The sequence below is a fragment of the Sabulicella flocculans genome (genome assembly GCF_045449635.1).
GTDB lineage: Bacteria > Pseudomonadota > Alphaproteobacteria > Acetobacterales > Acetobacteraceae > Roseococcus.
The window spans coordinates 511-19,696 of record NZ_JBJJBR010000003.1 but is presented as its reverse complement, the minus strand read 5'-3'; the positions used below and the strand labels follow the sequence as shown (position 1 = coordinate 19,696).

The 19,186-nt window shown below is 74.7% G+C and carries 23 protein-coding genes; 16 read left to right on the top strand and 7 right to left on the bottom strand.

Annotated features, from left to right (window positions below; all coding sequences use genetic code 11):
- Positions 1 to 9: 9 nt before the first annotated feature.
- The 5 genes from purQ to grxD all read left to right on the top strand — a co-directional run bounded on the left by purQ (position 10) and on the right by grxD (position 3,987).
- The gene (gene purQ, locus ACI6QG_RS04860; RefSeq protein ID WP_407023445.1) at positions 10 to 684 is read left to right on the top strand and encodes a phosphoribosylformylglycinamidine synthase subunit PurQ; all 675 of its coding nucleotides are present in this window, start codon (positions 10 to 12) and stop codon (positions 682 to 684) included.
- Between the two features lie 105 nt (positions 685 to 789).
- Complete coding sequence (locus ACI6QG_RS04855) at positions 790 to 1,104, top strand: hypothetical protein (protein ID WP_407023444.1); 315 nt, start codon at positions 790 to 792, stop codon at positions 1,102 to 1,104.
- 89 nt (positions 1,105 to 1,193) lie between these two features.
- Positions 1,194 to 3,401, top strand: coding sequence for a phosphoribosylformylglycinamidine synthase subunit PurL (gene purL, locus ACI6QG_RS04850; protein WP_407023443.1), 2,208 nt, complete (start codon positions 1,194 to 1,196; stop codon positions 3,399 to 3,401).
- Between the two features lie 5 nt (positions 3,402 to 3,406).
- Entirely contained in the window at positions 3,407 to 3,640 is a 234-nt protein-coding gene (locus ACI6QG_RS04845) for a BolA family protein (protein WP_407023442.1), read from the top strand.
- Between the two features lie 11 nt (positions 3,641 to 3,651).
- The gene (grxD, locus tag ACI6QG_RS04840) at positions 3,652 to 3,987 is read left to right on the top strand and encodes a Grx4 family monothiol glutaredoxin (RefSeq protein WP_407023441.1); all 336 of its coding nucleotides are present in this window, start codon (positions 3,652 to 3,654) and stop codon (positions 3,985 to 3,987) included.
- Between the two features lie 8 nt (positions 3,988 to 3,995).
- Here the strand turns inward: grxD and ACI6QG_RS04835 are convergent, their stop codons facing one another.
- Together ACI6QG_RS04835 and rpsD are read right to left on the bottom strand one after the other, a co-directional pair.
- A complete protein-coding gene (locus tag ACI6QG_RS04835) occupies positions 3,996 to 4,904 on the bottom strand; it encodes a DUF1796 family putative cysteine peptidase (protein WP_407023440.1) in 909 nt (302 codons plus the stop codon).
- 56 nt (positions 4,905 to 4,960) lie between these two features.
- Entirely contained in the window at positions 4,961 to 5,602 is a 642-nt protein-coding gene (gene rpsD / locus ACI6QG_RS04830) for a 30S ribosomal protein S4 (RefSeq protein ID WP_407023439.1), read from the bottom strand.
- A gap of 204 nt (positions 5,603 to 5,806) precedes the next feature.
- Between rpsD and ACI6QG_RS04825 the strand changes: the two genes are divergently transcribed.
- Positions 5,807 to 6,010, top strand: coding sequence for a hypothetical protein (locus ACI6QG_RS04825; protein WP_407023438.1), 204 nt, complete (start codon positions 5,807 to 5,809; stop codon positions 6,008 to 6,010).
- A 6-nt stretch (positions 6,011 to 6,016) separates the two neighbouring features.
- On the opposite strand, the gene ACI6QG_RS04820 is transcribed toward ACI6QG_RS04825, so the two are convergent.
- Positions 6,017 to 6,637, bottom strand: coding sequence for a YjbF family lipoprotein (locus ACI6QG_RS04820; protein ID WP_407023437.1), 621 nt, complete (start codon positions 6,635 to 6,637; stop codon positions 6,017 to 6,019).
- Between the two features lie 84 nt (positions 6,638 to 6,721).
- On the opposite strand from ACI6QG_RS04820, the gene proB reads away from it, so the two are divergent.
- The 5 genes from proB (at position 6,722) to ACI6QG_RS04795 (ending at position 10,498) form a co-directional block, all read left to right on the top strand.
- Positions 6,722 to 7,834 carry a glutamate 5-kinase gene (gene proB, locus ACI6QG_RS04815; RefSeq protein WP_407023436.1) on the top strand — a complete coding sequence of 371 codons (1,113 nt, stop codon included), beginning with the start codon at positions 6,722 to 6,724 and terminating at the stop codon, positions 7,832 to 7,834.
- Positions 7,835 to 7,849: 15 nt separating this feature from the next.
- The gene (locus ACI6QG_RS04810) at positions 7,850 to 8,782 is read left to right on the top strand and encodes a hypothetical protein (protein WP_407023435.1); all 933 of its coding nucleotides are present in this window, start codon (positions 7,850 to 7,852) and stop codon (positions 8,780 to 8,782) included.
- Between the two features lie 64 nt (positions 8,783 to 8,846).
- Positions 8,847 to 9,638, top strand: a complete 792-nt coding sequence (locus ACI6QG_RS04805; RefSeq protein ID WP_491630715.1) for an undecaprenyl-diphosphate phosphatase — start codon at positions 8,847 to 8,849, stop codon at positions 9,636 to 9,638.
- A gap of 45 nt (positions 9,639 to 9,683) precedes the next feature.
- Positions 9,684 to 10,271: a DUF6481 family protein gene (locus ACI6QG_RS04800; RefSeq protein ID WP_407023433.1), complete on the top strand. Its 588-nt coding sequence runs from the start codon at positions 9,684 to 9,686 to the stop codon at positions 10,269 to 10,271.
- 2 nt (positions 10,272 to 10,273) lie between these two features.
- Positions 10,274 to 10,498, top strand: coding sequence for a hypothetical protein (locus ACI6QG_RS04795; RefSeq protein WP_407023432.1), 225 nt, complete (start codon positions 10,274 to 10,276; stop codon positions 10,496 to 10,498).
- A gap of 120 nt (positions 10,499 to 10,618) precedes the next feature.
- Here the strand turns inward: ACI6QG_RS04795 and ACI6QG_RS04790 are convergent, their stop codons facing one another.
- Genes ACI6QG_RS04790 through ACI6QG_RS04780 form a run of 3 tightly spaced genes read right to left on the bottom strand, consistent with a single transcriptional unit; the run spans position 10,619 to position 13,932 of the window.
- On the bottom strand, positions 10,619 to 11,509 hold the full coding sequence (locus ACI6QG_RS04790; protein WP_407023431.1) for an NAD(P)-dependent oxidoreductase: 891 nt from the start codon (positions 11,507 to 11,509) through the stop codon (positions 10,619 to 10,621).
- A 36-nt stretch (positions 11,510 to 11,545) separates the two neighbouring features.
- Positions 11,546 to 12,979, bottom strand: a complete 1,434-nt coding sequence (locus tag ACI6QG_RS04785; RefSeq protein ID WP_407023430.1) for an MFS transporter — start codon at positions 12,977 to 12,979, stop codon at positions 11,546 to 11,548.
- The gene (locus tag ACI6QG_RS04780) at positions 12,976 to 13,932 is read right to left on the bottom strand and encodes an acetyl-CoA carboxylase carboxyltransferase subunit alpha (protein WP_407023429.1); all 957 of its coding nucleotides are present in this window, start codon (positions 13,930 to 13,932) and stop codon (positions 12,976 to 12,978) included. Before ACI6QG_RS04780 ends, ACI6QG_RS04785 begins: the two co-directional genes overlap by 4 nt.
- A gap of 94 nt (positions 13,933 to 14,026) precedes the next feature.
- Between ACI6QG_RS04780 and ACI6QG_RS04775 the strand changes: the two genes are divergently transcribed.
- From ACI6QG_RS04775 to ACI6QG_RS04765, 3 genes are all read left to right on the top strand, one after another.
- Positions 14,027 to 15,232: a pyridoxal phosphate-dependent aminotransferase gene (locus tag ACI6QG_RS04775; RefSeq protein ID WP_407023428.1), complete on the top strand. Its 1,206-nt coding sequence runs from the start codon at positions 14,027 to 14,029 to the stop codon at positions 15,230 to 15,232.
- A 157-nt stretch (positions 15,233 to 15,389) separates the two neighbouring features.
- Positions 15,390 to 16,373: a GNAT family N-acetyltransferase gene (locus tag ACI6QG_RS04770; RefSeq protein WP_407023427.1), complete on the top strand. Its 984-nt coding sequence runs from the start codon at positions 15,390 to 15,392 to the stop codon at positions 16,371 to 16,373.
- The gene (locus ACI6QG_RS04765; RefSeq protein ID WP_407023426.1) at positions 16,370 to 16,864 is read left to right on the top strand and encodes a DinB family protein; all 495 of its coding nucleotides are present in this window, start codon (positions 16,370 to 16,372) and stop codon (positions 16,862 to 16,864) included. The genes ACI6QG_RS04770 and ACI6QG_RS04765 overlap by 4 nt, the downstream gene beginning before the upstream one ends.
- A gap of 19 nt (positions 16,865 to 16,883) precedes the next feature.
- Here ACI6QG_RS04765 and ACI6QG_RS04760 read toward each other — a convergent pair whose 3' ends face one another.
- Positions 16,884 to 17,366, bottom strand: a complete 483-nt coding sequence (locus ACI6QG_RS04760; protein ID WP_407023425.1) for an SRPBCC family protein — start codon at positions 17,364 to 17,366, stop codon at positions 16,884 to 16,886.
- Between the two features lie 57 nt (positions 17,367 to 17,423).
- Between ACI6QG_RS04760 and rph the strand changes: the two genes are divergently transcribed.
- The gene (gene rph / locus ACI6QG_RS04755) at positions 17,424 to 18,140 is read left to right on the top strand and encodes a ribonuclease PH (protein WP_407023424.1); all 717 of its coding nucleotides are present in this window, start codon (positions 17,424 to 17,426) and stop codon (positions 18,138 to 18,140) included.
- Complete coding sequence (locus tag ACI6QG_RS04750) at positions 18,137 to 18,733, top strand: non-canonical purine NTP pyrophosphatase (protein ID WP_407023423.1); 597 nt, start codon at positions 18,137 to 18,139, stop codon at positions 18,731 to 18,733. The genes rph and ACI6QG_RS04750 overlap by 4 nt, the downstream gene beginning before the upstream one ends.
- The last annotated feature ends 453 nt before the right edge of the window (positions 18,734 to 19,186 follow it).

The following is a 19,186-nucleotide window of genomic DNA, read 5'->3' as shown; positions in this document are numbered from 1 at the left end:
GTTTCCGCCATGAAGGCCGCCATCGTCACCTTCCCCGGCACCAACCGCGAGCGCGACATGGCCATCGCGCTGCGCCGCGCCTCGGGCCAGCGCCCGCAGATGGTCTGGCACCGCGAGGACGCGCTGCCGTCGGGGCTGGACCTGGTGGTGCTGCCCGGCGGCTTCTCCTACGGCGACTACCTGCGCTGCGGCGCCATGGCCGCGCAATCGCCCGTCATGGCGGCGGTGCGCGCCTTCGCCGCCCGCGGCGGGCACGTGCTGGGGGTGTGCAACGGCTTCCAGATGCTGTGCGAGGCCGGGCTGCTGCCCGGCGCGCTGCTGCGCAACGCCTCGCTGCGCTTCCTGGCGATGGACTGCACCATGCGGGTGGAGCGCGCCGACCTGCCCTTCACCCGCCACTTCCGCCAGGGCCAGACCTTCCGCGCCACCATGGCGCACGGCGACGGCAACTGGTTCGCCGACGACGAGACGCTGGCCCGGCTGGAGGGCGAGGGCCGCGTGGTGTTCCGCTACGAGGGCGAGAACCTGAACGGCAGCCGCAACGCCGTTGCCGGCATCTGCTCGCCCAATGGGCGGGTGCTGGGGCTGATGCCGCACCCGGAGAACTGCGTGGACCCGCTGGTGGGCGGCGAGGACGGGCTGCCGCTGTTCACCGGGCTGGCCGAGGCGCTCTCCCCCGCGTGACCCATGGGACACAGTGTGGCATCCCCGGACGCAACGCACATGGACAACGGGTTTGACCGCGGGTTAGGCTTCGCCGCGACCCTTCGAACTGGGAGAGATACCGCCATGACCCGCCTGCCCCTTCTGGCCGCCCTCGGCGGCCTCGTCTTCCTCGCCGCCTGCCAGCCGGCGCCGACCGCCAGCATCGCCACCAACACCGGCGACATGCGCGAGCAGCAGATGCGCGAGCAGCAGCTCCGCGCCGCGCAGACCAACAACCCCGGCATGCAGAACCCGGTCGCCACCGGCACCGGCGTGGGCGGCATCGTGCGCGACCAGGGCACCACCGGCCGCGGCAACGTCACGGCCGGCGCGCCGGTCGCGGTCAGCCCGAACACCACGGGCATCGTGCGCCAGCAGGGCGTCGGCGCGCCGCGCTGACCGCCCGGCCACGGCCAGACACGGGAACCCGCCCCGCCGCAAGGCGCGGGCGGGTTTCGCGTTCGCGGGGGCCGGTCTAGAAGCAGCCCATGGATGCCCTGCCCCTGCTGGAGCCCGCGCGCGCCGCGCAGCTCGCCGCCGAGTTCGGCCTGAAGCCCGAGGAACACGAGCGCGCGCTGGCCATCCTCGGCCGCCAGCCCACCCTGTGCGAGCTGGGCATCTTCTCCGTGATGTGGAGCGAGCACTGCTCCTACAAGTCCTCGCGCGTGTGGCTGCGCCAGCTGCCCACCAAGGCGCCCTGGGTGCTGGTGGGGCCGGGCGAGAATGCCGGCGTCATCAGCATCGGCGACGGGCTGGCCGCGGTGTTCAAGATGGAGAGCCACAACCACCCGAGCTTCATCGAGCCCTACAACGGCGCCGCCACCGGCGTCGGCGGCATCCTGCGCGACGTCTTCACCATGGGCGCGCGGCCGATCGCCAACCTCAACGCGCTGCGCTTCGGCGACCCCGCCCTGCCCCGCACCCGGCAGATCCTGGATGGCGTGGTGCGCGGCATCGGCGGCTACGGCAACTGCGTGGGCGTGCCCACCGTGGGCGGCGAGGTGAACTTCCACCCGGCCTACAACGGCAACCCGCTGGTGAACGCCATGACGGTGGGCGTGCTGCGCGCCGACCGCATCTTCACCGCCGCCGCCACGGGCGTGGGCAACCCGGTGGTCTATGTCGGCTCCAAGACCGGGCGCGACGGCATCCATGGCGCCACCATGTCCTCCACCGAGTTCAGCGCCGATTCGGAGGAGAAGCGCCCCACGGTGCAGATCGGCGACCCCTTCGCCGAGAAGCTGCTGATCGAGGCCTGCCTGGAGCTGATGGCCACCGACGCCATCGTCGCCATCCAGGACATGGGCGCCGCCGGCCTCACCTCCTCCTCCGTCGAGATGGCCGGCAAGGGCGGCATGGGCATCGAGCTGGACATGGACGCCGTGCCCCAGCGCGAGACGGGCATGAGCGCCTACGAGATGATGCTGAGCGAGAGCCAGGAGCGCATGCTCATGGTGCTCAAGCCCGGCCGCGAGGAACTGGCGGAAGCCATCTTCCGCAAGTGGGAGCTGGACTTCGCCGTCATCGGCCGGCTGACCGACACCGGGCGCATCGTCATCCGCCACGGCGGCGTGGTGGAGGCCGACATGGAGCTGGCGCCGCTGGAAAGCGAGGCGCCGCTGTACCACCGCCCCACGGAGGAGACGCCCCGGCAGCCGCCGCTGCCCGACGTGGCCGACCCCGTCGGCATCCTCGCCGCGCTGGAGAAGCTGGTGGCGAGCCCCGACCTGTGCTCGCGCCGCTGGATCTGGGACCAGTACGACGCCCAGGTCGGTGGGCAGACCGCCAAGCGCCCCGGCCAGGCCGACGCCGCCATCGTGCGGGTGGAGGAAAGCGTGGAGCAGGGCGGCGCCATCGCGCTGGCCATCACCACCGACTGCACGCCGCGCTACGTCCAGGCCGACCCGGAGGCGGGCGGCGCGCAGGCGGTGGCCGAGGCGTGGCGCAACATCACCGCCACGGGCGCCCTGCCGCGCGCCATCACCGACAACATGAACTTCGGCAACCCGGAGAAGCCGCGCATCATGGGCCAGTTCGCCGCCGCGGTGCGCGGCATGGCGGCCGCCTGCGTGGCGCTGGACTTCCCGGTCGTGAGCGGCAACGTCTCCCTCTACAACGAGACGGAAGGCCGGGCGATCCTACCCACGCCGGCCATCGGCGGGGTGGGCGTGATCGAGGACGTGGCCAAGGCCGTGGGCCTGGCGCTGCCCGAGGGCTGCGAGCTGGTGCTGGTGGGCGAGACGGATGGCCACCTGGGCCAGTCGCTGTGGCTGCGCGAGGTCGCGGGGCGGGAGGAAGGGCCGCCGCCGCCGGTGGACCTCGCCGCGGAGCGCCGCAACGGCGACCTGGTGCGCGGCCTGATCCTGGATGGCACCGTGCTGGCCTGCCACGACTGCGCCGATGGCGGGCTGCTGGTGACGGTGGCGGAGATGTGCATGGCCTCGGGCATCGGCGCCACGCTGTCCACCGTCTCGGACCACGGCTTCTGGTTCGGCGAGGACCAGGCGCGCTACGTGCTGGCCACCCGCGACCCCGAGGCGGTGCTGGCCGCCGCCCGCGCCGCCCACGTGCCCGCCGCCCGGCTGGGACATTCCGGCGGTGGGGACTTGGTTGTTCCCGGCGCCGGTTCCATATCGGTCGCCAGGCTGCGCGCCCTGAACGAGGCGACGCTGCCCGCGATGATGCAGGGATACTGACGCCGATGCCGATGCAGCCGAGCGAGATCGAGGCGCTGATCAAGGCCGCCCTGCCCGACGCCGAGGTCACCATCGAGGACCTGGCCGGGGATGGCGACCACTACGCCGCCAAGGTGGTGAGCGAGAGCTTCCGCGGCCTGCCGCGCGTCAAGCAGCACCAGGTGGTCTATGCCGCGCTGCAGGGGCGGATGGGCGGCGTGCTGCATGCGCTGGCGCTGCAGACCAGCGCACCCGATTGAAGGAGAGACCGATGAGCGACACCAGCAGCCGCATCCAGGCGGAGATCGACAGCCAGCCCGTGGTGCTCTTCATGAAGGGCACGCCGGTCTTCCCGCAATGCGGCTTCAGCGCCCGCGTGGTGCAGATCCTGTCCCACCTGGGCGTGCCCTTCAAGGGCGTGAACGTGCTGGAGGACATGGAGATCCGCGAGGGGATCAAGGCCTTCTCCAACTGGCCGACCATCCCGCAGCTCTACGTCAAGGGCGAGTTCGTCGGCGGCTGCGACATCGCGATGGAGATGTTCCAGAGCGGCGAGCTGCACCAGCTGATGAAGGACAACGGCATCGAGACCAAGGCCGAGGCGTAAGGCGGCGCCTAGCCGGCCACGGTGCTGAGCGCGCCGCGCAGCAGCACCACCTCGTCCAGCGGGTCGGCGAAGCCCAGCCCCGCCAGCGCCGACAGGGGCCGCATCCGCAGCAGGCGGTGCGGCCCCTTCTGCTGCGCCATCTCCATCTCCGGGAAGGGGCCTTCGGGGCGGCCCTCCACCACGGCCACGGTCACCAGGGCGGCGCCGCGGGCGAAGCGGTCCAGCAGGTCCGCCGTCTCGGCCCAGGCGGCGGCGGTGCCGGGGGCCTCCTCCACCACCTGCAGCAGCATCTTGGCGTGCAGGCCGCGCAGGGATTCGCGCATGCGCACCGCCGCGCGCTCCAGCGCGGCGAAGCCGTCCTCCGTGGTCGGGTCGCGGTGGTGGAACAGCGTCTCGCCGTGCTGGGCGGAATAGCGCGCGTGGCGGGCCAGGAAGCCCGGCCCGTCATCCGGGCGCTGCGCGGGGGGGATGCGCTCCAGGTGGCGCGGGTTGGTCAGGGCCAGGAAGTCGTCCGCCAGGGCGTCGCGCACGGCGGCGGGCGGCAGGGTCATCCAGTCCAGCGGGCCGGCCCAGCGGCGCAGCCCGGCGCGGCGCAGCATGCCGGCGGCGGCGGGCAGGCAGCCCAGGGCGATGCAGGCGATGGGCGCCGGGCGCAGCGCCAGCATGGGCTGCACGAACCCCGCCATCTCCTTGCCGGCCATCTTGGCGAAGACGCGCGCCTCGGCCTCCGGGCACTCGTTGATGAGGCGGATGAAGTCGGACACCACGGATTGCAGGTCGCCGGCGCCCAGCCGGCGCTCCAGCTCCGCCACGAAGGCGTCGTGCCATTCCGGGCCGACGTCGCGGTAGAGCATGCCCTGGTGCGTCCCCTGCACCAGGACGCGCAGGAACTCGTGCAGGGAAGGTGGTTCGGCCATCGCCGCCATCCCTGCGCAAGCCGGGCGGCGCCGTCAAGCGCCGCCCGGGAAAGCCGTCAGCGGCTGTAGAACTCGACCACCAGGTTGGGTTCCATCACCACCGGATAGGGCACGTCGCTGAACTTCGGCGTGCGGGTGAAGGAGCCCTTCATGGCGCGGTGGTCCACCTGGATGTACTCGGGCACGTCGCGCCCGGCCTCCTGGATGGCGTCCAGCACCATGGTCAGCTGCTTGGACTTCTCCTTCACCTCGAGGACGTCGCCGTCGCGCACGAGGTAGGAGGGGATGTTCACGCGCTTGCCGTTCACGGTCACGTGGCCGTGGTTGACGAACTGGCGGGCGGCGAAGGGCGTCACCGCGAACTTCATGCGGTAGATCACCGTGTCCAGCCGGCGCTCCAGCAGGTCGATCAGGTTCTCCGAGGTGTCGCCCTTCCGGCGCACGGCTTCCTCGTAGTACTTGCGGAACTGCTTCTCGCCGATGTTGGCGTAGTAGCCCTTCAGCTTCTGCTTCGCCATCAGCTGGATGCCGAAGTCGGTCGGCTTGTTCTTGCGGCGCTGGCCGTGCTGGCCGGGGCCGTAGGTGCGCGCGCCCTGGTCGCCCTTGCGCGGCTTGGAGACGGGGGACTTGGCGCGGCCCCACAGGTTCTCGCCCAGGCGGCGGTTGATCTTGTACTTGGAAGCGAGGCGCTTGGTCATGCGCGGCGATGCCGGCGCCTTGCGGCCCGGCCCTTCTTGCTTGCGGCGGGCTTGGCCTGCCGCGGGGTGTCCCGGTAGTCCCCCGCGCTGGCGCGCGGCGGCGGGCGCGCGGCATCGGCCGCGTCCGCGTTCCCAGGAATGCCGGGGGGTCTAGGGCGGGCGCCGCCCCTTGTCAAACCGCGGCGGCGCGCCTTCATGCCCGCCATGGTCACCCGCGAAGACATCCTGGTCCTGGGCCTCACCGCCGGCGTCACCGGCGCGTTGGTGGGCGGCATGATGCTGGGCATCGGGCTGGGGCTGGTGGTGCAGAAGGCCCATGTGGGCTGGCTGCTGCTGCTGCCGGGCGGGCCGGTGGGCGGCCTGCTGGGCTGGCTGCTGGCGCGCAAGCTGGCGCGCAAGCTGGGCTGAGGGCGCTCAGTCCGGCTCGAAGTCCAGCGCCAGGGGCTGCAGCCCCTCGCCCACCCATTGCTCGGCGAAGCCCACCCGGTTGGTGCGCTCGTCGGCCCAGAACTGGTTGACCACGCGGCGCAGCCCCGGGGCGCGGCAGGTCTCCTCGATGAGGATCTGCCCCTCCTCCTCCGTGCGGAAGCCGCGCAGGCGGCAATCGAAGCCCAGCCCGAAGCGCATCGTCTCCGGCGCGCGGGAGGCCGCGGCGACGTCCACCAGCCGGCGCGCCTCCACGCTGCGGCCCAGCAGGGATTTCGGGTCCTCCAGCGGGTCTGGCCCGTCGAAGCGGGTGGCCATCAGGATGCGCGGCAGCCCGGCGGTGGCGGTCACCCGCGCGCCGTCGGTCTGCACCACCACGCCGCCGGGGGCGCGCCACATCCGCCGCTCCCCCTGCTCCTGGATCAGCACCGCGCTGGCCTGGCGGCGGCCCAGCGCCATGCGCACCACGGTGGTGCCCTCGTCCTCCTCGCCGCTCTCGGCCTCGGCGATGGCCAGGCGGTCCTCCGGCGCGGCCGGCAGCCCGGACCAGCGGCGCGCCTCGGCGCAGCCGGCCAGCAGGACGCACAGCAGCAGGGGGAGGGCGCGCATCCCCCGCGATTGGCACAGCCCTGGGTTGCGCGTCCAGACCGGGGTTGTGCGGAACCGGCTTCCGCCGCAAACCGGGCCCCGCCCATGGACCTGACCGCCGCCCGCCGCATCGTCGTGAAGATCGGCTCCGCCCTGCTAGTGGAGGGGGATGCGCCGCGCGCCGCCTGGCTGGCCTCGGTGGCGGCGGACATCGCCGCCCTGCGCGGCGCGGGGCAGGAGGTGGTGGTGGTCTCCTCCGGCGCGGTGGCCCTGGCGCGCCGCGCCCTGGGGCTGACCCGCCGCACCCTGCGGCTGGAGGAGAAGCAGGCCGCCGCCGCCGTGGGGCAGATCCGCCTGGCCGGCGCCTGGGACGCCGCCCTGGCGGCGCACGGCCTGCGCGCCGCCCAGCTGCTGCTGACGCTGGAGGACAGCGAGGACCGCCGCCGCTACCTCAACGCCCGCGCCACGCTCAGCACGCTGCTGGGGCTGGGCTGCATCCCGGTGATCAACGAGAACGACACCGTCGCCACCGCCGAGATCCGCTTCGGCGACAATGACCGGCTGGCGGCACGCGTGGCCGAGATGACCGGCGCCGACGCGCTGGTGCTGTTCTCCGACATTGACGGCCTCTACACCGCCGACCCCCGCAAGGACCCCCGGGCGGCGCACATCCCCCAGGTGGCGCGCATCACCGAGGAGATCATGGCGATGGGGGGCGAGCCGCCGCCCGGCTATTCCTCCGGCGGGATGCGCACCAAGCTGCTGGCCGGGCGCATCGCCACCGGCGCGGGCTGCGCCATGGCCATCGCCAAGGGCGAGGCGATGCACCCGTTGCGCGCCCTGCTGGACGGCGCCCGCTGCACCTGGTTCCTGCCCGCCCCCGAGGGGCGCAGCGCCCGCAAGAGCTGGATCGGCGGCTCGGTGCAGCCGGCCGGGGTGCTGGTGGTGGATGCCGGGGCGGCGCGCGCGCTGGCCCGCGGCGGCTCCCTGCTGCCGGCCGGGGTGCGCGCCGTTTCCGGCGACTTCGCCCGCGGCGACGCGCTTTCCGTGCGCGACGAGGCGGGGCGCGAGCTGGCGCGCGGCCTTTCCGCCTATGACAGCGCCGATGCCGCGCGCATCATCGGCCACCGCTCCGACGAGATCGAGGCCATCCTGGGCTGGCGCGGGCGCGACGAGATCATCCACCGCGACGACCTCGTGGTGACCTCCCCGGCCTGAGCGCGTTCGCCCGCCATGGGTGAGGGATCCCTCGGCTGGGCCGGCCTGATCTTCCTGGCGCTGGACATCTGGCCCTGGCTGCTGGCCGGCGGGCTGCTGCTTTTGCTGGGCGCGCGGCTGGCCGGCGGGCCCCTGGGCGCCGTGCTCGCGCTCGGCGCGCTGCCCCTGCTGGCGCCGGTGGCGATGGTGGGCGGGCTGGTGGCCAGCGAGGAATGGTCGTCCTTCCAGCAGCGGCGCCACGACGAGTCCGTGACCACGATCCTGTCCGAAGCCGCGGTGGTGGATGGCGTGGCGCTGCCGGCCGGCGCGCGCATCACCTGGGAGGACCCGGCGCGCCGCCGCGTGCTGGGCGTGCGCTTCCCCGCCCCGGACGACCCGCCACGGGCGGCCAACCGCCCGGCGCCGGTGCCGGTGCTGGGGCTGCCGGGCGTGATGTCGCTGTACCGCCAGGGCGCGGACCGCTGGCAGGCCGACCTCGACGAGCCCGCCACGGTGGGGGGCTGGCCCTGCGGCCGCCGCGTCCTGCTCGACGCCGCCGGCCGGCTGCGCGGCTGCGAGCTGGCAAGGGCGGTGGCCTGGCAGGGCTGGACGCTGACGGAAGGCGCGGAGGTGGCGCTGGAACCCCGTGGCGGCGCCTTCCTGGAGGTGACGGCGCCCGCCGGCGCCATGGTGGCGCCGCACGGCATCGGCCCGCTGCCGGGCCGCCAGGGCTTCGCCCGCGACGGCGCGCTGCTGGAGGCGCGCTACGGGCGCGAGGCGCCGCTGCGCGTGCCGGGCGGCCCGGCCCTGTGGGGCGACGTGCGCTTCCGCCACGACCCGGCGACGCAGGGCGCCCTGCCCGGCCGCGACCGCCGCCCGCTGGCCGCCGAGGGCGGCGACCCCGAGGACCCGGCGAGCGACGGCTGGCGCAGCGGCCTGCGCGCCGTGCCCTGGCCGCCGGCGCCCTGACGGCGGGGCGTTGACAGGGGGGGCGGCCGCCGCGTTGATGGCGCCGCCATTCCGGGAATCCAACGTGCTCGACGCCATCCTCATGGGCCTCGTGGAGGGGCTGACCGAGTTCCTGCCGATCTCCTCCACCGGCCACATGATCCTGCTGGGCGAGCTGATCGGCTTCCAGGGCCCGCCGGGCAAGGCGTTCGAGATCTCCATCCAGCTCGGCGCCATCCTGGCCGTCATCGTGCTGTTCCGCGCGCGCATCCTGGCCCTGGCGCGCGGCGCGCTGGTTCGCGGCAGCGACGAGCGCGCGGTGGCCGTCAACCTGCTGCTGGCCTTCCTGCCGGCCATGGTGATGGGCGCCACGCTGCACGGCGTCATCACCGGGCTGCTGTTCAACCCCTGGGTGGTCTGCGCCGCGCTGATCCTCGGCGGCATCGCCATCATCCTGATCGAGCGGCGGGTGCGCGTGCCCAGCATCCGCCGGCTGGAGGAGATGGGGCCCGGCACCGCGCTGCTGATCGGGCTGGGGCAGGTGCTGGCGATGATCCCCGGCACCTCGCGCTCCGGCGCCACCATCATCGCGGCGCTGCTGTGCGGGGTGGAGCGCCGGGCGGCGGCCGAGTTCTCCTTCCTGCTGGCCATCCCCACCATGCTGGCCGCCGCCGCCTATTCCCTGCTGAAGGTGCGGCACGAGCTGTCCTCCGACGGGCTGGCGCTGATCGCGGTGGGCTTCCTCACCGCCTTCGTGGTGGCGCTGGCGACGGTGAAGCTGGTGATGGCCTTCATCTCGCGCATCGGCTTCACCCCCTTCGGCTGGTACCGCATCGCGCTGGGGCTGGTGATGCTGGCGGTGCTGGGCTGGGGCTGACCCCCACCGGGCCGGGCGCGCCGGGCTGACCCGCGCCCTGCGCGCTTGCCCTGCGCGGCGGACGCGCCCATATCCTTCCCGTCCCCCCCCGCCCCGCGACGCCCCCGCGCCCGCATCCCGCGCGCCGGCCGGCTGCCGCGGGCGCCGCGCGGCGGGCAAGGAACACGGACCATCCAACGACGCAGCTCCATCCCCGACACCCACGCCGACCGCCAGCGCGCGGCCGAGGCGGCGCGCAAGGCGGCGCAGCAGCGCTTCGCCCAGCGCCCCGGCCCGGATGACCCGGCGGTGCAGGCGCGGCTGGCCGAGCAGGTGAGCCTCGCCGCCGCCCGCGCCGCCCGCCACGCGGCGCAGGAGGAGGCGCGGCGCCAGGCCGCCGAGGCCCAGGCCGCCGAGGCCGCGCGCCAGGCCGCCCTGCGCGCCGCCGAGGAAGCCGAGGCTCGCGCCCGCGCCGAGGCCGAGCGCCAGGCCGCGCTGCGCGCCGCCGAGGAGGCCGCCCGCGAGGCGCTGGCCGCCACGGAGCGCGCCGCCCTGCTGGACGCCGACAAGAAGCAGCGCGCCCTGGCCCTGCTGGCCGAGCAGAAGGCGGCGCGCGACGCGCGCTACGCCGCGCGCAAGGCGCGCAAGGGCTGACCATGCACCGCGGCGCCCCGCGCGCCGCCGAGGAGGACCCGATGACCAGCCTGCCATCGGCGCGCGCCGCCGCGCCCGCGCCCGCCGACCACGAGGAGGAGGTGTCCTACCTCGCCAAGCGGCACCGCATCTCGCCCGCCATCGTGCGGGAGATCATCCGCCGCATCGGGTCGGCCGAGCGCAGCGCGGTGGAGCGCGAGATCAAGAAGGGCATGATGCGCCGCTGAGGGCGGCGCATCACCCACGCAGGGGCGCCAGCGCGCCCGGCAGCCCCACCGGCGGGACGTCGCCGCCCAGCGACGGCGGCGCCCCGCCTGGGGCCGGCCCCGGCGCGGCCCGGCGGAAGGTCATCCCAGCCGCGGCGGCTCCACCCCGGCGGCGGCGCATTGCGCGTCCAGCATCGCCGAGAAGTCCTTGCCGCCCATGCCGCGCGCGCGGGCCAGGGAGAAGGCCTCGCGCCCCGCCGCCGCCATGGGCAGCGGCACCCGCGCGGCATTGGCCGCGCCGAGGATGAGCGACAAATCCTTGTGCGCCAGGTCGATGGCGAAGCCGGGCGCGGTGTCGCCCTTCAGCACCTTGTTGGGCCAGTTCACCGCCAGCTGCCCGTTGGTGGCGGTGGTGCCGTGCAGCACCGGCAGGATGCGGTCCAGCCCCAGGCCGAAGGCGGTGGCGAGGCTCAGCGCCTCGGCGTTCAGCTGGCACAGCAGGATGGCCAGGTGGTTGTTCACCAGCTTGGCGCGCGTGCCGGCGCCGGGGCCGCCGCAATGGTGCACCGTGGTGCCCATCGCCTCCAGCAGCGGGCGCACCCGCGCCACGTCGGCCTCGTGGCCGCCGACCATGAACAGGCTTTCGCCGCGCTCGGCATGCGCCGCCAGCCGGCCCACCGGGGCGTCCACGAAGCCCACCCCCTTGGCGGCGCAGGCGGCGGCCAGGGCGTCGGTCGTCTCGGGGTCCACCGTGCTCATGTCCAGCACGGCGCTGCCGGGGCGAATGTTGGCCAGCACGGGGCCCAGCACGGTGGCCGAGACCTCCTTCGGACCGGGCAGCATGGTCACCACCACGTCGGCGCCGCGGGCCAGGGCGGCGACGTCCGGTGCGGCCTCGGCGCCCAGCTCCACCAGGGCGGCGACCGCCTGGGGGTTCAGGTCGAAGGCGGCCAGCGGGAACTGCTTGTGGCGGATGTTGGACGCCATCGGGCGCCCCATGTTGCCCAGGCCGATGAAGCCGACGCGGTCCATGCGCTTCCTCCAGTGTTGGTTGGCGGAAGCTTCGTCTCAAATCCGCCGCAGGGGAACCCGCCAGGCCATCACGAAGGCCACGCCCAGCAGCACCGCCGCCCCGGCGAACAGGGCGCGGAAGCCCACCGCCAGCGCCGCGCGGTCCTGCCCATCCAGCGCCGCCAGCGCGGCGCGGCCGCCGCCGATCACGCGCTCGGCCAGGCCGGGCTCGATCAGCGCCAGGGTGGCGAACAGCGCCGCCCCCAGCAGCGCCGTGCCGGCCGCCGAGCCCAGGTTGCGCATGAACTGCACCGACGCCGTCGCCACCCCCAGCCGCGCCGGCCCGGCCGCCGCCTGCACGGTGATCTGCACCGCCGGGAAGGTGGTGCCGATGCCCAGGGTGCACAGCGCCAGCCACCAGGGCAGCACCGCCAGCGGCACCTGTCCGGCGAACACCGCCAGGCCGGACACGCCCAGCACCCCGCAGCCCAGGCCGAACATCGGCAGCAGCATGGTGCGCCCCGTGCGCGCCAGCAGCGTGCCGGAGGCCAGCGCGCCTAGGCCGCCGGCCACCGACATCGGCAGCAGCATCAGCCCCACCGTGGCCAGCGGCGCGCCGCGCACCACCGACAGGTAGATCGGCAGGAAGGAGATCAGCGCGGTCAGCGCCGCCGCCACGCAGGCCGACAGCGCGTTGGTGCGCCACACCGTCGCCTCGCCCAGCACGGCGGGCGGCAGCAGCGGGTCGGGGGCGCGGCGCTCGGCGCGCAGCAGGGCGGCGGCCAGCGCGGCGGCCAGCAGCAGGCCGGGCGCGGCCAGCGCCCAGTCCAGCCCCTGCACGCGGTCCAGCGCCGCCACCAGCACCAGCACGAAGGCGGTGAACAGGGCCAGCCCCGGCAGGTCCAGCGCGAAGCCGCCGCTGCCGGGCCGCCGCTCCAGCCGCCAGGTGGCCAGCAGGCCCAGGGCGCAGAGCGGCAGGCCGAACCAGAACGCCGCCGTCCAGCCCCACTGGGCCGTCAGCCAGCCGCCCAGCAGCGGCCCCAGCGCCGAGGAGGAGATGAAGCACGCCACCAGGTAGCCCTGGTAGCGGCCGCGCTCGCGCGGGGGCACCGTCTCGCCCAGCACGGCCATGGCCAGCGTCAGCAGCGCGCCGCCGCCCAGGCCGTGCACCACCCGCGCCGCCAGCAGCGCCCAGAAATCCGGCGCCAGGGCGGCGGCCAGCGCGCCGGCGCCCTGCAGCAGGAAGGCCAGCCGCAGCATGGGCTGCCGGCCGTGGGCGTCGCCCAGCCGGCCGAACACCGGCGCGGCGACCGTGCCGGCGATCAGGTAGGCCACCACGACCCAGGAGATGCGGCCCGCCACCCCGAACTCGGCGGCGATGGCCGGCAGGGCGGTGGCGGTGATGGTCTGGTCCACCGCCCCGGCGAAGATGGCGGTGCCGATCGCCGGAAAGGCGGCGAGGAAGGCCGCGCGATGCGCGGGCGCGCTCACGCCGGCAGCCCGCGCCCCATCTCCAGGAACTTCTCGCGCCGGCGCGCGGTCAGGGTGGGGCCGTCCAGCGCCAGCAGCGGCTCCAGCGCCTCCTCCACCGCGTGGCCCACCGCGGCCACGGTGGCGGCGCCGTCGCGGTGCGCGCCGCCCAGCGGCTCGGGGATGATGAGGTCGATCAGCGCCAGGCGCTTCAGGTCCTCGGCGGTCAGCTTCAGCGCCTCGGCCGCCGTGGGCGCCAGGGCGGCGTCGCGCCACAGGATGGAGGCGCAGCCCTCCGGGCTGATGACGGAGTAGATGGCGTGCTCCAGCATCAGCACGCGGTCGGCCGCGGCCAGGGCGATGGCGCCGCCGGAGCCGCCCTCGCCGATGATCGTGGCGACGAAGGGCACCGGCGCGGCCAGCCCGGCCTCGATGGAGCGGGCGATGGCCTCGGCCTGGCCGCGCGCCTCGGCCTCGATGCCGGGGAAGGCGCCGGAGGTGTCCACGAAGCTCAGGATGGGCAGGCCGAAGCGCCCGGCCAGCTCCATGATGCGGCGCGCCTTGCGGTAGCCCTCGGGCTTGGCCATGCCGAAATTGTGCTTCACCCGGCTCTCGGTCTCGGTGCCCTTCTCCGTGCCCAGCACGGCGACGGCGCGGCCGCGGAACCGCCCCAGCCCGCCGATGACGGCGGCGTCGTCGGCGAAGGCACGGTCGCCGGCCAGGGGGGTCCATTCCTCGATCAGGCCGGCCACGTAGTCCAGGCACTTCGGGCGCTCGGGGTGGCGGGCCACCTGGGCCTTCTGCCAGGGCGTCAGCCGGGCGTAGGTCTGGGCCAGCAGCTTCTCGGCCTTGTCGCGCAGCCGCGCGACCTCCTCCGCCACGTCGATGCCCCCGGCATCGGTGGTGCGGCGCAGCTCCTCCACCTTGCCCTCCAGCTCGGCGAGCGGCTTCTCGAAATCCAGGAAGTGGCGCATGGCGGCAGCGTCTAGCCCAAGGCGGGCCATCTGGCGACAGGGGCGGCGCGGGCCTATGGTCGGCCCCTTCCCCGCCACGCCACAGGTTGCCGCCATGCCCGCCCTCGCCCAGCGCCTCGCCGCCGTCCAGGTTTCCGCCTCCGTGGTGATGGGGCAGAAGGCGCGGGAGCTGGCGGCGCGGGGGGTGGCGGTCATCAGCCTGAGCAATGGCGAGCCCGACTTCCCCACCCCCGCCCACGCCATCGAGGCCGCGCACCAGGCGGCGCTGCGCGGCGAGACCAAGTACCCGCCCCAGGCCGGCACCCCGGCGCTGAAGGCCGCGGTGCGCCGCAAGTTCAAGCGCGACAACGGGCTGGACTACGCGGATGACGAGGTGATCGTCACCAATGGCGGCAAGCAGGCCATCTTCAACGCCTTCATGGCCACGCTGGACCCGGGCGACGAGGTGGTGATCCCCTCGCCCTTCTGGGTCAGCTACGCCGACATGGCGAAGGTGGCCGGCGGCGTGCCGGTGACGGTGCCCTGCCCGCAGAACAACGGCTTCAAGCTGCGCCCTGAGGACCTGGACGCCGCCATCACGCCGCGCACCAAGTGGGTGATGCTCAACTTCCCCTCCAACCCCACGGGTGCCGCGTGTTCGCGCGCCGAGATGGCCGCCATCGCGGAGGTGCTGCTGCGCCACCCGCACGCCTGGGTGATGAGCGACGACATGTACGAGCACATGGTCTATGACGGCTTCGAGTTCTGCACGATCGCCGAGGTGGAGCCGCGGCTGAAGCCGCGCACGCTGACGGTCAATGGCTGCTCCAAGACCTACGCGATGACCGGCTGGCGCATCGGCTTCGCCGGCGGGCCGGCGCCGCTGATCAAGGCGATGTTCAACATGCAGGGCCAGGCCACCGCCGGCGTCTCCTCCGTCGGGCAGGCGGCGGCGGTGGCGGCGCTGGACGGGCCGCAGGAGCTGGTGCGGGAACGCGCGGCGGAATACCGCACGCGGCGCGACTTCGTGGTGGCGGCGCTGAACGCCTGCCCCGGCATCACCTGCCACGTGCCGGAGGGCGCCTTCTACGTCTTCCCCTCCGTCGCCGGCTGCCTGGGCAAGCGCACCCCCGCGGGCCGGCTGCTGGAGACGGACACCGATGTCGCGCTCGCCCTGCTGGAGGAAGCGCACGTCGCCGTGGTGCAGGGCGCGGCCTATGGCATGAGCCCGCATGTCCGCATCTCCTACGCCACCGGCATGGCGGCGCTGGAGGAGGCGATGGCGCGCATCCGCCGCTTCTGCGACGGCCTGGCGGGTTGAGCCTGGCGGCGATGCCGCGCGGCGCCGCCACCGAGGCTTTTTCGCGCCCCCGGGCGCCGGGCGCGGCCTCCGGCCGCCCGGCTCGCGCCGCGCCGCTGGGATGCGGGCGGCTGGGCGGCGGGGGGCGCCGTGCGCGGCCGGGGCGGAGGTGCGCCCGATGATCCGCCCCGGCACCGACGCCGACGCCGCCCATTACATCCGCCTGGTACGCGAGGCCTGGGCGGAATACCCCGGCGTGGTGTTCGACCTCCATGGCGAGCTGCCCGAGCTGCTGCACCTGGCGACGCATTTCGCCGAGCGCGGCGGCGCGCTGTGGCTTTCCGAGGACGCGCACGGGATGATCGCCGCCCGCCCCCTGCGCGACGAGGACCAGGGCTGGGAAATCTGCCGCGTGTATCTCGACAAGGCGGCGCGCGGCACCGGCCTGGCGCAGCGCCTGCTGGCGGTGGCGGAGGACCATGCGCGGGCGCATGGCGCGCGGCGGCTGGTGCTGTGGACCGACACGCGCTTCCTCGCTGCCCATGCCTTCTACGAGAAGGCGGGCTATGTCCGGCAGGGCGCCATCCGCATCCTGGACGACCTCTCCAACTCGCTGGAGTTCCGCTACAGCAAGCCCTGCGCCGGGCTGGTGGTGGAGGCGCTGGATGCCGCCGCCGCCGCCAGCGCCGAGCGCCCGCTGGCGCGGCTGCTGGCCGATTGCGTGGCGCAGGGCGGCTCCCTCTCCTTCCGCGCGCCGCTGGAGCCCGCCCGCGCCCGCGCCTTCTGGAAGGGCGTGACGACGGAGGTGGCGGGCGGGGCGCGCATCCTGCTGGTGGCGTGGCTGGACGGCGCCCTGGCCGGCAGCGCGCAGCTGCACGTCGCGGCGCAGGAGAACCAGCCCCGCCGCGCCGAGCTGGAGAAGCTGCTGGTGGCCCCCGCCCTGCAACGCCGCGGCGTGGCCCGCGCCCTGCTGCGCCGCGCCGCCCAGGCCGCCGCCGCCTGGGGCCGCCCGCTGCTGACGCTGGACACCCGCGCCGGCACCGCCGCCGAGGCGCTGTACCGCGCCGAGGGCTGGGTCGAAACCGGCCGCATCCCCCGCTGCGAGGAGGATGAGCAGGGCACGCTGCGCGACGTGGTGCTGTTCCACAAGGAGGCCGCATGATCTCCCCCGACTGGGTCCGCGCGATGGCGGCCTACAACGCCGAGATGAACCGCCGCCTGTACCGCAGCGCCGCGACGCTGACCGAGGCGCAGCGGCGGGAGGAGCTGGGCGCCTTCTTCGGCTCGGTGCATGCCACGCTGTCGCACCTGTGCTGGGCGGATGCGGCCTGGATGGCGCGCCTGGCCGGCTGGCCGGCGCCGGGCGGCAACCCGCGCGAGGGGGCGGCGATGCATGCGGACTGGGACGCCATGCGCGCCCTGCGCGCCGACCAGGACGCACGCATGGAGGCCTGGGCCGCCGGGCTGGACGCCCCCGCCCTGGCCGGCGACCTGACCTGGACCAACAGCCGCGGCATGACCAGCACCCGCCCGCGCTGGCTGCTGGTGACGCACATGTTCAACCACGGCACCCACCACCGCGGGCAGGTGCACGTGCTGCTGACGCGCCTCGGCGCGCCGGTGGAGGACACCGACCTGCCCTGGATCGTCTGACGGCGGCTGGCGGGGCGCCCTACCCCGCCAGCTGCGCGTAGCGGCGCAGCAGCAGCGGCCAGCCCATCTGGCTGCCCATCTCCTCGCGGTAGGACATGCCGCGCTCCCCGTGCGCGCCGAAGCCGCGATGGGCCAGCAGCACCCGCGTGCGCGCGCCTTCCGGCACGAAGGCCACCGCGACCTGGGAAGCCTTGCTGGGGTCGGGCTGCGGCGTGCGGTCGGGGCCGACCTGCCAGGTGAAGCCCAGCAGCCGCGGCTGTTCCCACTGCGTCACCCGGCCCCAGTCGCAGCGGAAGCCGTGCGGGCCGATCTCGAAGCAGGCGCCGCCTTCCCGCCCCTCCAGCCCGATGCCGACCAGCGCGTCGCCGGACCACGAGTATTCCCGTGGCCACCAGCGCGCGAACCCCTCGGTGAACAGGCGGAAGGCGGCCGTCTGGCCCAGCCCCACCGTCACCTCGTGCAGCGTCGTGTCCGCCGCTTCCGCAGCCCCACCCCTGGTCACCCGTCCTCCTTTGGGCGTAATGCCCGCGACCACCTACTCATGAGGCAAGGTATAGCCATGCGCCCCTCCGGCCGCACCCCCGAAGCGCTCCGTCCCATCTCCATCGAGACGGGCATCAGCAAGCATGCGGAAGGCTCCTGCCTCATCCGCATGGGCAACACCGAGGTGCTCTGCGCCGCCTCGGTGGAAGGTCGTGTGCCGCCGTTCATGCGCAACCAGGGGCTGGGCTGGGTGACGGCGGAATACGGCATGCTGCCGCGCGCCACCCACACCCGCGGCGACCGCGAGGCCGCCCGCGGCAAGCAGAGCGGCCGCACGCAGGAGATCCAGCGCCTGATCGGCCGCTCCCTGCGCGCCGTGACCGACCGCAAGGCGATGGGCGAGCTGACGGTGACGCTGGATTGCGACGTGCTGAACGCCGATGCCGGCACCCGCTGCGCCGCCATCACCGGCGCCTGGGTGGCGCTGCACCTGGCCTTCGGGCATTGCGTCCGCAACAAGGTCATGGCCGCCATCCCGCTGACCGACCACGTCGCCGCCATCTCCTGCGGCGTGGTGAATGGCGAGGCGGTGCTGGACCTTGACTACGCCGAGGACAGCGCGGCCGGCGCCGACGCCAACTTCGTGCTGACCGGCGGGGGCGCGCTGGTGGAGGTGCAGGCCACCGCCGAGGGCGCGCCCTTCACCGAGGCGCAGTTCCTGGCCATGCTGGACCTGGCGCGCGACGGCGTGGCGCGGCTGGTGGCGGCGCAGAAGGCGGCCATCGGCGCGTGAGGCGCCTGGCGCCCGGCCGGCTGGTCCTGGCCACGCACAATGCCGGCAAGGCGCGCGAATTCGCCGCCCTGCTGGCGCCGCATGGGCTGGAGGTGGTCTCCGCCGCCAGCCTGGGCCTGCCGGAACCGGAGGAAACGGGCGAGACCTTCGCCGCCAATGCCGCGCTGAAGGCGCTGGCGGCGGCGCGGGCCAGCGGCCTGCCCGCCCTGGCGGATGACAGCGGGCTGGAGGTGGCGGCACTGGGCGGCGCGCCGGGCGTGCGCACGGCGGATTGGGCGATGCTGCCGGGCGGCGGGCGCGACTACGGTGCGGCCATGGCGCGCATCGCGCGCGAGGATGCGAGCGCGGAGCGCCGCTGCGCCTTCGTCGCCGTGCTGGCCCTGGCCTGGCCCGACGGGCATGTGGAGCACGCCAAGGGCCACTGCGAGGGCCATTGGGTGGCCCCGCCGCGCGGCACGCTGGGCTTCGGCTACGACCCGATGTTCGTGCCCGATGGCGAGGCGCGAAGCTTCGGCGAGATGGCGCCGGAGGAGAAGGCGCGCTTCTCCCACCGCGCGCGGGCCTTCGCGGCGCTGGCCGCCCGCCTGCCCTGACCGGCGGGCGCCGGCCAGCCAGCGCCACTCCGCAAGACCAGCGCAGCCCCCGAAGCCAGAGGCGCAACGCCGCAGGCGAGCGCCGGCCAGCCGGCATCGCACGCCGAGGAACCAGCGCCGCGCACGAAGCCAGAGGCGCAACGCCGCCAGGCGAGCGCCGGCCAGCCGGCATCGCACGCCGAGAAACCAGCGCCGCTCCCGAAGCCAGAGGCGCAACGCCGCCAGGCGAGCGCCGGCCAGCCAGCGCCACCCACCCAAGACCAGCGCCGCGCACGAAGGATGCGCGCGCACGGCGCGCGCCGGCCCCCTTCAGAGGGCCGAAGCCAAGCCGCCCGGAGGGCGGCGCCCGGCGTAGCCGTCCGGCCCGCAGGGCCGGACGGCGGGGAGGGCCCGGAACACGCCAGAGGTGACGGGCCGCAGGCCCCGCCCCAACCGCTGTAACGCCCGGGCCCC

Coding starts and splice junctions, on each gene's coding strand:
- ACI6QG_RS04780 (WP_407023429.1), bottom strand. CDS start 13,932: ATGCGCCACTTCCTGGATTTCGAGAAGCCGCTCGCCGAGCTGGAGGGC.
- ACI6QG_RS04810 (WP_407023435.1), top strand. CDS start 7,850: ATGGGTGAGGGATCCCTCGGCTGGGCCGGCCTGATCTTCCTGGCGCTG.
- rph (WP_407023424.1), top strand. CDS start 17,424: ATGCGCCCCTCCGGCCGCACCCCCGAAGCGCTCCGTCCCATCTCCATC.
- ACI6QG_RS04845 (WP_407023442.1), top strand. CDS start 3,407: ATGCCGATGCAGCCGAGCGAGATCGAGGCGCTGATCAAGGCCGCCCTG.
- purQ (WP_407023445.1), top strand. CDS start 10: ATGAAGGCCGCCATCGTCACCTTCCCCGGCACCAACCGCGAGCGCGAC.
- rpsD (WP_407023439.1), bottom strand. CDS start 5,602: ATGACCAAGCGCCTCGCTTCCAAGTACAAGATCAACCGCCGCCTGGGC.
- purL (WP_407023443.1), top strand. CDS start 1,194: ATGGATGCCCTGCCCCTGCTGGAGCCCGCGCGCGCCGCGCAGCTCGCC.
- ACI6QG_RS04775 (WP_407023428.1), top strand. CDS start 14,027: ATGCCCGCCCTCGCCCAGCGCCTCGCCGCCGTCCAGGTTTCCGCCTCC.
- ACI6QG_RS04825 (WP_407023438.1), top strand. CDS start 5,807: ATGGTCACCCGCGAAGACATCCTGGTCCTGGGCCTCACCGCCGGCGTC.
- ACI6QG_RS04795 (WP_407023432.1), top strand. CDS start 10,274: ATGCACCGCGGCGCCCCGCGCGCCGCCGAGGAGGACCCGATGACCAGC.
- ACI6QG_RS04835 (WP_407023440.1), bottom strand. CDS start 4,904: ATGGCCGAACCACCTTCCCTGCACGAGTTCCTGCGCGTCCTGGTGCAG.
- ACI6QG_RS04765 (WP_407023426.1), top strand. CDS start 16,370: ATGATCTCCCCCGACTGGGTCCGCGCGATGGCGGCCTACAACGCCGAG.
- ACI6QG_RS04790 (WP_407023431.1), bottom strand. CDS start 11,509: ATGGACCGCGTCGGCTTCATCGGCCTGGGCAACATGGGGCGCCCGATG.
- ACI6QG_RS04770 (WP_407023427.1), top strand. CDS start 15,390: ATGATCCGCCCCGGCACCGACGCCGACGCCGCCCATTACATCCGCCTG.
- proB (WP_407023436.1), top strand. CDS start 6,722: ATGGACCTGACCGCCGCCCGCCGCATCGTCGTGAAGATCGGCTCCGCC.
- grxD (WP_407023441.1), top strand. CDS start 3,652: ATGAGCGACACCAGCAGCCGCATCCAGGCGGAGATCGACAGCCAGCCC.
- ACI6QG_RS04820 (WP_407023437.1), bottom strand. CDS start 6,637: ATGCGCGCCCTCCCCCTGCTGCTGTGCGTCCTGCTGGCCGGCTGCGCC.
- ACI6QG_RS04855 (WP_407023444.1), top strand. CDS start 790: ATGACCCGCCTGCCCCTTCTGGCCGCCCTCGGCGGCCTCGTCTTCCTC.